Here is a 13226-nt window from a genome sequence, read left to right as displayed (position 1 = left end):
AGGTGAAGGGTCCCTTCCAAGCACCGTGCCCGCCCCGCATACGCTACGGGGCGTGACCGGTCTCCTCGGCCCGGCGGAGATCCGGGACCTCGCCGCCCGCCTCGGCGTCGCGCCCACCAAGAAGCTCGGGCAGAACTTCGTGCACGACCCCAACACGGTCCGGCGGATCGTCGCCGCCGCCGGGCTGGCACCGGACGACGTGGTGCTGGAGGTCGGGCCCGGGCTCGGCTCGCTCACCCTGGCGCTGCTCCCGGTCGCCGCGCACGTGCACGCCGTCGAGATCGACCGGACGCTGGCCGGCGCGCTGCCGGAGACCGCCGCCCGGCACGCCGGCCCGGCCGCGGAGCGGCTCACCGTGCACCACGCCGACGCGCTGCGGGTCACCGCCGCCGACCTCGCCGACCCGGCACCGACCACGCTGGTGGCCAACCTGCCGTACAACGTCGCCGTGCCGGTGGTGCTGCACCTGCTCGCCGAGCTGCCCAGCCTGCGGCACGGCCTCGTCATGGTGCAGAAGGAGGTCGCCGACCGGCTGGTCGCCGGTCCCGGCTCCAAGGTGTACGGCGTCCCGTCGGTCAAGCTCGCCTGGTACACACGCGCCCGCGCCGCCGGGAAGGTCCCACCCAACGTGTTCTGGCCGGTGCCGAACGTCGACTCCGGACTCGTCGCCTTCACCCGCCGCGAGCCGCCCCGCCCCGACGTACCCCGGGGGCGGGTCTTCGCCGTGGTGGACGCGGCGTTCGCGCAGCGCCGCAAGACCCTCCGCGCGGCCCTCGCCAGCTGGGCCGGCGGCGCCGACCGTGCCACCGAGGCCCTCACCGCCGCCGGTGTGGACCCGGGCGCACGCGGGGAGTCACTCACCGTCGAGCAGTTCGCCGCCATCGCCGCGTCGGCCCCGGCCGCCGCACCCGCCGCCCGCTAGGCTGGCGCCGTGCCCGCCCCCTCCGTGTACACGTACGCCGCCCCCAGCCGGCCGACTCCGCCGAGGAGCTGATCGTGACCAAGCCGTTCGACATCCGGCCGCACGTCCGGGGTCTGACCCCGTGACCGAGGCCTGGCGACCGGACGACGACGAGCCGCGCGGTGCCATCGGGCCGGTACGCGTGAAGGTGCCCGCCAAGGTCAACCTGCACCTCGGGGTGGGACCGTTGCGCCGCGACGGCTACCACGAGCTGAACACCGTCTACCACGCGATCTCCATCTACGACGAGGTGACCGCCCGTCGCGGCGACACCCTGACCCTGACCATGGAGGGCGAGGGCACCGGCGAGCTGGCCCTGGACGACACCAACCTGGTCATCCGGGCCGCGCACGCCCTCGCCGGCTACGCGGGCGTCCTCCCGCACGCCCGGCTGCACCTGCGCAAGCACATCCCGCTCGCCGGCGGCCTGGCCGGGGGCAGCGCCGACGCCGCCGCCGCGCTGGTCGCCTGCGACGCGCTGTGGGGCACCGGGCTGTCCCGCGACGAGCTGGCCGGCATCGCCGCCGACCTCGGCTCCGACGTGCCGTTCCTGATCTACGGCGGCACCGCGCTCGGCACCGGCCGGGGCGAGGCGGTCAGCCCCGTGCTGGCCCGCCCCACCTCCTGGCACTGGGTCGTCGCGATCGCCGACGGGGGCCTGTCCACCCCGGCCGCGTACCGGGAACTCGACCGGCTCCGCGACGCCGGGACCGCCGGCCCGCCGCTCGGCAGCACCGACGCGCTGCTCGCCGCGCTGCGCCAGCGCGACCCCCGGGTGCTGGCCGCCGCCCTCGGCAACGACCTCCAGGACGCCGCCCTGTCCCTGCGCCCGTCCCTGACCGCCACGCTCAAGGCGGGCGAGGCGGCCGGCGCCCTCGCCGGCGTCGTCTCCGGGTCCGGGCCCACCTGCGTCTTCCTCGCCGCCGACGAGGCCGACGCCGTCCGCATCGCCGCCGAGCTGAACGCCGCCGGCGTGTGCCGGGAGGCCCGCACCGCACACGGCCCGGTCGTCGGCGCCCGGATCGTCTGACCCGGGCTCCCGGGACCACTCGATGTCACGGACATCGGGGCGTCCCGGGGACGACCCGGACAGCCCGGTGCCACCGAACCGATCGAGGGAAGAGGACGGCCCGCAGGGCCGTTGACCAGCGTCGGGGACCGCGGCGGAGCCGGTCGACGGGGACGACGCCACGGCGCGGCAGCCGGCGAGGCGGGTCCGCGTACCCTGAAAGGCCAGGCGTCCCGAGGTGCCCACCGGCACCGGGACGCCTTGATCATGAGAGGTGGGATAGTGGCCAACATCGTCAACCTGGACCGGGTGTCCAAGGGCTACGGCGCCGCCGGGCCGCTGCTCACCGACGTCTCGCTCGGCCTCGACGACGCCGACCGGATCGGTGTCGTCGGCCTCAACGGCGCCGGCAAGTCCACCCTGTTGCGGCTGCTCACCCGGCAGGAGGAGCCGGACGACGGCCGCGTCACCCACCGCCGCGACCTGCGGGTGGCCTGGCTCCCGCAGACCCTCCAGCTCGCGCCGGCCGCCACCGTCCGCGACGTCGTCCTCGGCACCGCCTGGCTCGACGAGAGCATGGGCGCCGAGCACGAGTGGGCCGGCGACGCCGGCGTCCGCGCCATCCTCGACGGCCTCGGCATGCCGCACCTCGGCCTCGACCAGCCGGTCGGCCCGATGTCCGGCGGCGAGCGCCGCCGGGTGGCCCTCGCGGCGCTGCTCGTCCGCGACTCCGACCTGCTCGTCCTCGACGAGCCCACCAACCACCTCGACGTCGGCGGCGTCGACTGGCTGGCCCGGCACCTCCTCGGCCGCAAGGGCGCGCTCGTCGTGGTCACCCACGACCGGTGGTTCCTCGACGCCGTCTGCACCACCACGTGGGAGGTCGCCGACCAGGCCGTCCGCACGTACGAGGGCGGCTTCGCCGCCTGGACCCTCGCCCGCGTCGAACGCGAGCGGGTCGCCGCCGCCACCGAGGCCCGCCGGCAGAACCTGCTCCGCAAGGAGATCGCCTGGCTGCGCCGGGGTCCCCCGGCCCGCACCTCCAAGCCCAAGTTCCGCATCGACGCGGCCAACGCGCTCATCGCCGACGTCCCGCCGCCGCGCGACACCACGTCGCTGCAACGCCTCGCCACCGCCCGGCTCGGCAAGCAGGTGTACGACCTCGAGCGCGTCCGCCTGCACGCCGGCCCCAAGGAGATCCTCCACGACCTCACCTGGCAGGTCGGCCCCGGCGACCGCATCGCCATCCTCGGCCGCAACGGCGCCGGCAAGACCACCCTGCTGCGGATGCTCGCCGGCGTCACCGGCCCCGACGACGGCCGGTTCGCCGTCGGCTCCACCGTGCGCCCGGCGTTCCTCTCCCAGGAACTCGCCGAACTCCCCGGCCACCTGCGCGTCCTCGAAGCCGTCGAGGAGGTCGCCCGGCGCGTCCGCCTCGGCGACCGGGAGATCTCCGCCGCCCAGCTCGCCGAGGTCTTCGGCTTCGACGACCGGCGGCTCTGGACCCCGGTCTCCGACCTCTCCGGAGGCGAACGACGCCGCCTCCAGATGCTCCGGCTGCTCGCCGGCGAGCCGAACGTCCTCCTGCTCGACGAGCCCACCAACGACCTCGACACCGACACCCTCGCCGCCCTCGAGGACCTGCTCGACTCGTGGCCCGGCACGATCGTCGTGGCCAGCCACGACCGGTACCTCATCGAACGGGTCACCGACTCCGCGTACGGGATGTTCGGCGACGGCCGGCTGGTGCACCTGCCCGGCGGCGTCGACGAGTACCTCGACCGGGCCGCGGAGGGGACAGGTCTGGCACCCGCCCCCGGCTCGGACGGGGCGCCCTCGGCGCCGGCGACGGAGGGCATGTCCGCCGCCGAGGTACGCCAGGCCCGCAAGGAGCTCGCGAAACTGGAGCGGCAGATCGGCAAGCTGGAGCAGAAGGAGGCGGACCTGCTCGACAAGCTCGCCGTCAACGCCACCGACTACGCCAAGGTCGCCGATCTCGACGCCCAGCTCAAGGACGTACGCGCCGAACGGGAGCAGGTCGAGGAGGCCTGGCTGACCCTGGCCGACCAGATCCCCGCCGCCTGACCGGCGACTCGGCCACGACCGGCGGGGCCGTGTGCGGCGTCACACCGGCACATGCGCGAGAATCACCGGCGACCCTCTTCCGTTCGTCGTTGGAGACTCAGAGATGGCCCACACCCCCGTCAACCACCCCGCGCGGCCGATCTACCGGGCGATCGGCGGGCTGACCGGTCTGTACCTGGTCGCCTTCGGCCTGCTCGGCATCATCGCCAGCGCCGGCAACGAGGTCCTCGCCCAGGACGACACCACCGCCCTCGGCCAGGGGACCAACCTCGGGTTCTCGCTGCTCAGCGCCCTGCTCGGCGGTGCCGTACTCGCCGGCACCGCGATCGGACGCAACCTCGACGTCGTGATCAACCAGTGGCTGGCGTACATCATCATGGCTCTCAGCCTCGCCGGGCTCGCCTTCATCCGGACCGAGGCCAACATCTTCAACTTCAGCGTCGCCACCGTCATCGTGCTGATGGTGGTCGGCCTCGTCCTCCTCATGGTCGGCATGTACGGCAAGGTCGGCACCGACGAGGAGAAGGAGGCGTGGCAGAAGGCTCGGCTGGTGCTCTGAGCTGTTCTGTCTGCTTTCTTTGGTTGTGCCTTCGGCTCTCGCCGGAGACCTGGTTGCGGTTGGGGTTCTCGCCGGAGCCCGACCCGCTCCGGGCGGTCAGGCTTGATCCCTCCGCGGGTCGGGCTCCGGCGAGAACCTGTCGTGGTGCCGGTCCGCACGCACCCGCCGGGTGGGTTGGGGACCTGGCGTGGTTGCGGTCCGCGCTTCTGTGCCGGCTTCCCGCTGTGGTTGCGGTCCGCGGGTCGGTGCCGGGTTGGGCGGCCTCGGCTGGGTGATTTGGGGTACGCGCGAGCCTTGAGCGGGTGACAATCCTCCTGAATGTCGTCATTCGGGTGGAGGGGTCATGGCGCACTTTCCGGTGAACCATCCGGCGCGGCCGATCTACCGGGTCCTCTCCGGGCTGATCGGTCTCTACATCCTGATCTTCGGGGTGTGGGGCGTCGTGGAGTCGGTCGGCGAGCCGCTCTTCGGCCGCGGCAGCCACTGGGTGCTCGGGCTCCGCACCAACCTCGCGTTCTCACTGGCCTCGGTCGTCTTCGGTGCCTTCCTGCTGGTCGGGGCATCCCGCCGCGGCAACCTCGGCCACTACATGAACCTGACCGCCGGGATCGTCTTCCTCGTCACCAGCATCCTCATGATGTCGGTGCTGCAGACCCCCGCCAACTTCCTCAACTTCTCGATGTCGACCGTGATCATCTCGATGATCTTCGGGCTGATCCTGCTCGGGACCGGCCTCTACGACAAGGTCGGCACCCCGGAGCACGCCGAGGAGGAGCGGCGCAACCGCAGCCACCCGATAGCCGGCGCCAACCGGCCCTGACTCACCGCCCCCGTACGGTGATCAGACCCGGCTTCGCCTCCAGGTGCGACAGGCCGTTCCAGGCCAGGTTCACCAGGTGCGCCGCCACCGTCTCCTTGCGCGGCTTGCGTACCTCCAGCCACCACCGGCCGGTCAGCGCCACCATCCCCACCAGTGCCTGCGAGTAGAGCTCGGCGAGCTTCGGGTCGTACCCCCGGCTGGAGAACTCGGCGCCCAGGATGTGCTCCACCTGGTGCGCGACGTCGTTCATCACGCTGCTGAAGTTTCCCGTCGCCGACATCAGCGGCGACTCGCGGACCAGCACCCGGAACCCGCTGGTCTCCTCCTCGATGTACGTGAGCAGGGTCAGCGCCGCCTGCTCCAGCAGCTCGCGCGGGTGGCCGGCGGTCAACGCGGTCGTGATCCGGTCCAGCAGACTGCGGACCTCCCGGTCCACCACCACCGCGTACAGCCCCTCCTTGCCGCCGAAGTGCTCGTACACCACCGGCTTGGAGACCTTGGCCCGCGACGCCACCTCCTCGATCGACGTGGCGTCGAACCCGCGCTCGGCGAAGATCTGCCGGGCGATCGAGATCAGCTGCTCGCGCCGCTGCGCCGCAGACATGCGTACGCGGGAGGTCTTGCCGGGCGCCGGCACCGCCCGGCGGCGGCCGGCGGTGCCGTCACCGCCCGCGGCGTCCGTCATCTCGTCACCTCGTCGGCGCTCGGTGACGCCCTGTCGTGGGATGGAGCCGGTCACTCGGCCATACTGCCAGGTAACCTGGCCCGCTACCGCCCGGTTACCGCTCGGCGTCCGCCTTCACCAGCTTGGCCGCGATCCGCTCGGGCTTCGGCCAGCGCACGTCCCGGGCCGCGCCCAACTTCTCGAACAGCCAGATCACCCGGGCCGAGATGTCCACCTGGCCCGGCAGGACACCGTGCCGGGCGCTGGTCGGGTCGGCGTGGTGCAGGTTGTGCCAGCTCTCGCCGAACGACAGGATCGCCAGCGGCCAGAAGTTCGCCGCCCGGTCGCCCTGCCGCATCGCGAACGGGCGTTCGCCGTACACGTGACAGACCGAGTTGATCGACCAGGTCACGTGGTGCAGCAGCGCGATGCGCACCAGACCGCCCCAGAAGAACGCGGTCAGCGCGCCCTGCCACGACCAGGTGATCAGCCCGCCCATGACCGCGGGACCCAGCACCGACACCGCCACCAGCGCCGGGAAGAGCCGGTCGACCCGGTTGATGTCGCGGTCGGCGATCAGATCGGGGGCGAACCGCTTCCGGTTGGACAACTCCCGTTTGAACAGCCAGCCGACGTGGGCGTGGAACAGGCCCTTCGTCAACCCGCGGACCGTCGCGCCGAACCGCCACGGCGAGTGCGGGTCGCCCTCCAGGTCGGAGAAGGCGTGGTGGCGCCGGTGGTCGGCCACCCACTGGATGATCTCGCCCTGCACGGCCAGCGAGCCGGCGGCGGCGAGACCGACCCGCAGCCCTCGGGTGGCCTTGAAGGAGCCGTGGGTGAAGTAGCGGTGGTAGCCGACCGTGATGCCGAGCCCGGACACCACGTACCAGAATCCGGCGATCGCCACGTCCGTCCAGGTCAGCCAGCCGCCCCAGGCGACCGGGACGGCGGCGACCAGGGCCAGGAACGGGACGACCACGAAGACCCAGAGGGCGATGAGGATGCCGCGGGACTGGGTGCCCTGGGTGAGGGGCTTCGGGTCGGTCGGGGCGGGTTCGACGAGAGTCGGCATGGCACCTCGCAGAGGGAATGGAGATCACGAGCTACGCCTACGTCACCGTAACTTGAGCGGCTCGGGAACGCACGGGACAGAGTCGCGAATGAATGTGCGGAACTGTCGTACGCCCGTTCTAACCTCCTGACCATGACCGATTCGCTCGCCGCGCAGCCGCCGACCGGGCCGCGGGCCGCCGCCTCACCGCTCTACCAGGAGGCGGCGCGACTGCGACGCGCCGGTTGCACGGTCCCGGAGATCGCCCGCCGGGTCGGCGTGGCGCGGTCGATGCGACCCGATGTTGATAACGCTGTTCTTGCGCTTCCTGGAGGAGATGGGCGTCCGCCGCGAGACGCTGCGGTACCGGGTGAGCATCCACGAGAGTGCGGACGCCGGGGCCGCGGTCGTCTGGTGGGCCGAGGTGGTGGGCGTCCCACCGGATCGCTTCCAGCCCACGTCGCTCAAGCGTCACCGCCCGGCCACCGTCCGGCGGAACACGGGAGAGGGCTATCGGGGCTGTCTGAGTGTCGAGGTGCCGGAGTCGCGGCACCTGTACTGGAAGATCGAAGGGATCATGAAGGGAATGACCGATGAGGATCCGCTGCGCGACCGGTAAGGTGTAGGCAACGCCAAGCAGGTTCCTGTTTGCCCGTTTTAGACCGTCCCGGGTCGTCTAATGGCAGGACGTCAGGTTTTGGTCCTGATTGTAGGGGTTCGAATCCTCTCCCGGGAGCTTCTACTCATCCGCGGATGATGTCTGGTTAGCATGACCGCGAGACTGTCGCCGTCCGACTGGAGCCACGTCGTGTCCCAGCAGCCCCACCTCCGCACCGTCGTCGTGCTCGCCGCCGGTGAGGGCAAGCGGATGAAGTCCGCGCTGCCGAAGGTGCTGCACCCGCTGCTCGGCCGTACGCTCGTCGGCCACGTGCTGAGCGCGGCCGCACCGCTCGCCGCGGACCGCACGGTGGTCGTGGTGGGCCACGGCGCCGACCAGGTCCGTGCGCACCTCGCCGAGATCGCCCCGCAGGCCACGCCGGTGCTCCAGGCCGAACAGCTCGGCACCGGGCACGCGGTCCGGATCGCGCTGGACGCGGTCCCGGACGCCACCGGCACCGTGGTGGTGATCAACGGTGACGTGCCGCTGCTGCGTCCGGAGACGGTCGGCGCGCTCGTCGAGGCGCACGAGCGGGAGGGTGCCGCGGCGACCGTGCTCGCCGCGGAGGTGCCCGACCCCACCGGCCTCGGCCGGATCGTGCGCGACGCCGACGGCCGGCTCCAGCAGATCGTGGAGCAGCGGGACGCGACCCCCGCCCAGCGGGAGATCCGGGAGATCAACGCGGGCATCTACGCGTTCGACGCGGTGCGGCTGCGGGACGCGCTGGGCAAGCTCTCCACCGACAACGAGCAGGGCGAGGAGTACCTGACCGACGTCTTCGGCCTGCTGCGGTCGGCCGGGGAGCCGGTGGCCGTGCACGTGGCGGCGGACCACGTGGAGACGCTCGGCTGCAACGACCGGGTCGAGCTGGCCGCGCTGCGGCGGCTGCTGCGCGACCGGGTCAACGAGGCCTGGATGCGCAGCGGCGTCAGCCTGCTCGACCCGGAGACCACGTGGATCGACGTGACGGTGGCGCTGGACCGGGACGCGGTGGTCGACCAGAACACGCAGCTGCAGGGCGCGACGGTGGTCGGCTCCGGCGCGGTGGTCGGGCCGGACGTCACGCTGGTGGACACGGTGGTCGGGGCGGGTGCCACGGTGATCCGCAGCCACGCGGTGGGGGCGGAGATCGGCCCGAGGGCCAGCGTCGGCCCGTACGCGTACCTGCGGCCGGCGGCGCGGCTGGCGGAGAAGGCCAAGGTCGGCACGTTCGTCGAGGTGAAGAACTCGGAGATCGGCAGCGGGTCGAAGGTGCCGCACCTGACGTACGTCGGGGACGCGTCGATCGGCGAGCAGAGCAACATCGGCGCGGCGACGGTGTTCGTCAACTACGACGGGGTGAACAAGCACCGCACGGTCATCGGCAGTCACGCCCGCACCGGCGCGGACAACATGTTCGTCGCGCCGGTCGTGGTGGGCGACGGCGCGTACACGGCGGCGGGCTCGGTGATCGTCGACGACGTGCCCGCCGGCGCGATGGGCGTGGCCCGGGCGCGGCAGCGCAACATCGAGGGCTGGGTGCTCAAGCGGCGGGCCGGCACCGCGGCCGCGGAGGCCGCCGAGCGTGCCCGGCGGGGCGGTGAGGGTGCGGTGGCACCCGGCTTGCCGGCAAGTGAAGGTGAGGCAACCCACGGGGATGCCGACGCGGTGGGCGGGGCGTCCGGCGCGGGAGATACTGCAACCGAATAGTCCCCGGCCCACCATCACCGTGCCGGGTACCACCGACCTACGGGAGCAGACGGGCCATGGGCAGCATCGTCGCCGAAAATCGCAAGAGCCTGATGCTCTTTTCCGGGCGTGGCTTTCCGGAGTTGGCGAAGGAGATCGGTGAGGTGCTCGGCGTCGCGCCGACGCCGGCCGACGCGTACGACTTCGCCAACGGTGAGATCTTCGTCCGTTACAAGGACTCGGTACGCGGTTCGGACGCCTTCGTGGTGCAGTCCGTGACGCACGGGGTCAACACGTGGGTCATGGAGACCCTGATCATGGTCGACGCGTTGAAGCGTGGTTCGGCCAAGCGGATCACCGTGGTCCTGCCGTTCTACCCGTACTCGCGGCAGGACAAGAAGCACCGGGGTCGGGAGCCGATCTCGGCCCGGCTCATCGCGGACCTGCTGAAGACGGCCGGTGCGAACCGGATCCTCACCGTCGACCTGCACACCGCCCAGATCCAGGGCTTCTTCGACGGGCCGGTGGACCACCTGTTCGCGATGGACGTCCTGGCGGAGTACGTGGAGCGCCGGTACGCGGGCCGCCCGATGACCGTGGTGGCGCCGGACTCGGGCCGGGTGCGGGTCGCCGAGCGGTGGACCGACCGGCTGGGTGGCTGCCCGCTGGCGTTCATCCACAAGACCCGGGATCCGCTGAAGCCGAACCAGGTGGTGGCGAACCGGGTGGTCGGTGAGGTCGAGGGTCGGGTCTGCCTGATCGTCGACGACATGATCGACACGGGTGGCACGATCTGCCGGGCGGCGGACATCCTCAAGCAGTCCGGCGCGGCGGACGTGATCGTCGCCTCGACCCACGCGCTGCTCTCCGACCCGGCGACCGAGCGGCTGAAGAACAGCCCGATCAGCGAGGTCGTGGTGACCAACACGCTGCCGCTGCCGCCGGAGAAGCAGCTCGACAAGATCACCGTGCTGTCGATCGCGCCGCTGCTGGCGCGGGCGATCCGTGAGGTGTTCGACGACGGCTCGGTGACCACCCTTTTCGGTGGTTTGAGCTGACCGACGACGGTTTTCCCGCCGCCGTGCGCGGCGGCGGGAACGCTGACGAGGGGACTGCCGGAGAGCGCCGAATCCGCTCGGGTAGACTGGTCCGGTTGCCACGGCGAGGGTGCCCTGCGGGCCGCTGACCACGACCGCACGGAGCGCCGTCATCGACGCGGTGCTCCGGGCTGTCGTTCATGACGCATGAGCCCCAGCGAGCCCCTCGCCCAGCACCGCCAGACGACAAGCGCCGCTGCGAAGCATCAGGAGTTTCCCCGTGTCCGAGGTAAAGATCAGCGCCGAGCCCCGTACCGAGTTCGGCAAGGGTGGTGCCCGTCGTACCCGCCGGGCCGGCAAGGTGCCCGCCGTGCTGTACGGCCACGGCGAGAAGCCCAAGCACATCGCGCTCCCGGCGCGTGAGTTCGCGGCCGCGATCCGCAAGGGCGGCGCGAACCAGCTCTTCGCCATCGAGGTGAGCGACGGCACCCAGGTGCTGGCGCTGCCGAAGGCGATCCAGCGTGACCCGATCAAGGACACGTTCGAGCACGTCGACCTGTTGCTCGTCCGCCGGGGCGAGAAGGTGACCGTCGAGGTCCCGGTCCAGCTGATCGGCGAGGCCGCGAAGGACACCCTGATCGTGCACGACCACGACACCCTGTCGGTGACCGCCGAGGCCACCAAGGTGCCGGACCACCTCGAGGCGTCCATCGAGGGCCTGGAGGCGGGCAGCCAGGTGACCGCCTCCGACGTCAAGCTGCCGGCCGGCGTCGAGCTGGCCGCCGACCCGGAGCTGCCGGTCGCCGCGGTGACCGCCGCCCCGACCGCCGAGCAGCTCGAGGCCACCCTGCCGGAGGTCGAGGAGGCCGCCGAGGAGGCCGAGGCCGAGGTCGGCGAGGTGACCGAGTCCTCCGAGGGCGCCGAGGGCGGTGCTCCGGCCGCCGCGGGCGAGGAGAACGCCGAGGCGAAGACCGAGGCCTGATCGGTCCACTGCGCAGCGACAGGCGTCCCCGTTCCTCGGGGGCGCCTGTCGGCGTATCGGGGGGGCCGGGACGGCGACGAGCGGCGGTGGTCCGCCGGACGAGAGCGGGAAGGGACGGACGGTGACGGACGAGACGGGGCCGTGGCTGGTGGTCGGCCTGGGCAACCCCGGTCGGGAGTACGCCGGCAACCGGCACAACGTCGGTTTCCTGGTGGCCGACCTGCTCGCGGGTCGGGTGGGGGCGAAGTTCGGGCGGCACAAGCGGGCGGTGGCGGAGGTCGCCGAGGGGCGGCTGGGCTTCGGCGGTCCGCGGCTGGTGCTGGTGAAGCCGTTGACGTACATGAACCTGTCGGGCGGGCCGGTGGCGAGCCTGGCGCAGTTCTACAAGGTGCCGCCGGCGCAGGTGGTCGCCGTCCACGACGAGCTGGACATCCCGTACGGCCAGGTGCGGGTGAAGTGCGGCGGTGGCGAGGGCGGGCACAACGGCCTGCGGTCGATGACGAAGTCGCTGGGCACGAAGGAGTACGTCCGGGTGCGGTTCGGGATCGGCCGGCCGCCGGGGCGGCAGGATCCGGCGGACTTCGTCCTGTCGGATTTCGGCGCGGTCGAGCGCAAGGAGCTGGATTTCCTGGTGGACCGGGCCGCCGACGTGGTGGAGTCGGTCATCACCCGGGGCGTGGAGCCAACACAGAACCTGTACCACGGGGCCTGAGCCGCGACACCGCGGGCGGGTTCTCGACAGCGGGGCGTGCCGGCGCCGGCGGCGGAGGGCGGTAGTCTGCGCCTTTTGGGGCGTGGCGCGGCCGGCGACGGGTCGTCGGGGCGGCCGACGCGGATCGTGGTGCGGCGACGGGAGCACGGTGATGGGCAGTCCTCCGATGATCGACGGGGCGTTCGCCCGCTGGCTGGCCGCCCGGGCCGGTCAGGCGCTGCTCGGTCTGCGGGCGGAGATGGGCTTCGCCGACGCGGGCGCCTTGAAGTCGTCCGGGGACAAGGTCTCGCACGACCTGATCCGTACCGAGTTGGCGAAGTGGCGGCCCGGTGACGCGGTCCTGTCGGAGGAGGACGAGGGCTCGCGGCTGGCGTGGGCTGCGGAGGTCAGCGAGGGGGCGGTGTCCCGGCTGACCGCCGACCGGGTGTGGATCATCGATCCGCTGGACGGCACCCGCGAGTTCGCCGAGGAGGGGCGCTCGGACTGGGCCGTGCACGTGGCGCTCTGGGCGCGGAACGCGCCCACTCCGCACGGGCTGGTGGCGGGCGCGGTCGGGCTGCCGGCGCAGCACCGGGTGCTGGGGACGGACTATCCGCCGGCGTACCCGCCGATGACGCTGGAGGCGGCGACCGCCGGCGGCGCGCGGGCGATCCGGCTGGCGGCGAGCCGGAGCCGGCCCCCGGTGTTCCTCACCGACCTGGCCGAGGAGGTCGGCGCGCACCTGGTGCCGATGGGTTCGGCGGGCGCGAAGATCGCGGCGGTGATCACCGGTGAGGTGGACGCGTACATCCACGCGGGCGGCCAGTACGAGTGGGATTCGGCCGCGCCGGTGGCTGTGGCGACGGCCACCGGGCTGCACGCTTCCCGGATCGACGGATCTGCGCTGAAATACAACGAGGCGGATCCGCGCCTGCCGGACCTGCTGGTCTGCCGCAAGGATCTCGCCAGTCGGTTGCTTGCGGCGCTGCAGCGGCATGCCGGGGTAGCCTGAGCGCTGTTTTTGACATGCCCGACCGGAAA

At 72.2% G+C, this 13226-nt stretch carries 13 protein-coding genes and 1 tRNA gene; 12 read left to right on the top strand and 2 right to left on the bottom strand.

Going from position 1 to position 13226, the window contains the following annotated elements; translation table 11 throughout:
- The first annotated feature begins 52 nt into the window (after positions 1 to 52).
- The 5 genes from rsmA to ACTMS0_RS01275 all read left to right on the top strand — a co-directional run bounded on the left by rsmA (position 53) and on the right by ACTMS0_RS01275 (position 5434).
- Positions 53 to 922, top strand: a complete 870-nt coding sequence (gene rsmA / locus ACTMS0_RS01295) for a 16S rRNA (adenine(1518)-N(6)/adenine(1519)-N(6))-dimethyltransferase RsmA (protein ID WP_441153209.1) — start codon at positions 53 to 55, stop codon at positions 920 to 922.
- 121 nt (positions 923 to 1043) lie between these two features.
- Positions 1044 to 1991 carry a 4-(cytidine 5'-diphospho)-2-C-methyl-D-erythritol kinase gene (locus ACTMS0_RS01290; RefSeq protein WP_441153208.1) on the top strand — a complete coding sequence of 316 codons (948 nt, stop codon included), beginning with the start codon at positions 1044 to 1046 and terminating at the stop codon, positions 1989 to 1991.
- A 261-nt stretch (positions 1992 to 2252) separates the two neighbouring features.
- The gene (locus tag ACTMS0_RS01285; RefSeq protein ID WP_441153207.1) at positions 2253 to 4055 is read left to right on the top strand and encodes an ABC-F family ATP-binding cassette domain-containing protein; all 1803 of its coding nucleotides are present in this window, start codon (positions 2253 to 2255) and stop codon (positions 4053 to 4055) included.
- Positions 4056 to 4158: 103 nt separating this feature from the next.
- Complete coding sequence (locus ACTMS0_RS01280; RefSeq protein WP_441153206.1) at positions 4159 to 4614, top strand: DUF4383 domain-containing protein; 456 nt, start codon at positions 4159 to 4161, stop codon at positions 4612 to 4614.
- A gap of 343 nt (positions 4615 to 4957) precedes the next feature.
- Positions 4958 to 5434 (top strand): DUF4383 domain-containing protein, encoded by a 477-nt coding sequence (locus ACTMS0_RS01275; protein ID WP_441153205.1) that lies wholly within the window; start codon positions 4958 to 4960, stop codon positions 5432 to 5434.
- 1 nt (position 5435) lies between these two features.
- Here the strand turns inward: ACTMS0_RS01275 and ACTMS0_RS01270 are convergent, their stop codons facing one another.
- A complete protein-coding gene (locus tag ACTMS0_RS01270) occupies positions 5436 to 6119 on the bottom strand; it encodes a TetR family transcriptional regulator (RefSeq protein ID WP_441153204.1) in 684 nt (227 codons plus the stop codon).
- Positions 6120 to 6213: 94 nt separating this feature from the next.
- Positions 6214 to 7170: an acyl-CoA desaturase gene (locus ACTMS0_RS01265; RefSeq protein ID WP_441153203.1), complete on the bottom strand. Its 957-nt coding sequence runs from the start codon at positions 7168 to 7170 to the stop codon at positions 6214 to 6216.
- Between the two features lie 283 nt (positions 7171 to 7453).
- Here ACTMS0_RS01265 and ACTMS0_RS01260 point away from each other — a divergent pair, with 283 nt between their 5' ends.
- From ACTMS0_RS01260 to ACTMS0_RS01230, 7 genes are all read left to right on the top strand, one after another.
- Positions 7454 to 7768 (top strand): hypothetical protein, encoded by a 315-nt coding sequence (locus ACTMS0_RS01260; protein WP_441153202.1) that lies wholly within the window; start codon positions 7454 to 7456, stop codon positions 7766 to 7768.
- Between the two features lie 46 nt (positions 7769 to 7814).
- A tRNA-Gln gene (locus ACTMS0_RS01255) sits at positions 7815 to 7885 on the top strand.
- A 72-nt stretch (positions 7886 to 7957) separates the two neighbouring features.
- A complete protein-coding gene (gene glmU / locus ACTMS0_RS01250; RefSeq protein ID WP_441153977.1) occupies positions 7958 to 9496 on the top strand; it encodes a bifunctional UDP-N-acetylglucosamine diphosphorylase/glucosamine-1-phosphate N-acetyltransferase GlmU in 1539 nt (512 codons plus the stop codon).
- Between the two features lie 56 nt (positions 9497 to 9552).
- Entirely contained in the window at positions 9553 to 10533 is a 981-nt protein-coding gene (locus tag ACTMS0_RS01245; RefSeq protein WP_441153201.1) for a ribose-phosphate diphosphokinase, read from the top strand.
- A gap of 259 nt (positions 10534 to 10792) precedes the next feature.
- Complete coding sequence (locus ACTMS0_RS01240) at positions 10793 to 11494, top strand: 50S ribosomal protein L25/general stress protein Ctc (protein ID WP_441153200.1); 702 nt, start codon at positions 10793 to 10795, stop codon at positions 11492 to 11494.
- A gap of 121 nt (positions 11495 to 11615) precedes the next feature.
- Complete coding sequence (gene pth, locus ACTMS0_RS01235; protein ID WP_441153199.1) at positions 11616 to 12206, top strand: aminoacyl-tRNA hydrolase; 591 nt, start codon at positions 11616 to 11618, stop codon at positions 12204 to 12206.
- Between the two features lie 151 nt (positions 12207 to 12357).
- On the top strand, positions 12358 to 13197 hold the full coding sequence (locus ACTMS0_RS01230) for an inositol monophosphatase family protein (RefSeq protein WP_441153198.1): 840 nt from the start codon (positions 12358 to 12360) through the stop codon (positions 13195 to 13197).
- The last annotated feature ends 29 nt before the right edge of the window (positions 13198 to 13226 follow it).

The sequence above is a fragment of the Micromonospora sp. H33 genome, assembly GCF_052068455.1.
In the GTDB taxonomy this organism is placed as follows: domain Bacteria; phylum Actinomycetota; class Actinomycetes; order Mycobacteriales; family Micromonosporaceae; genus Micromonospora.
The sequence above is the reverse complement of the archived record's forward strand: the minus strand, read 5'-3'. Positions and strand labels throughout refer to the sequence as shown.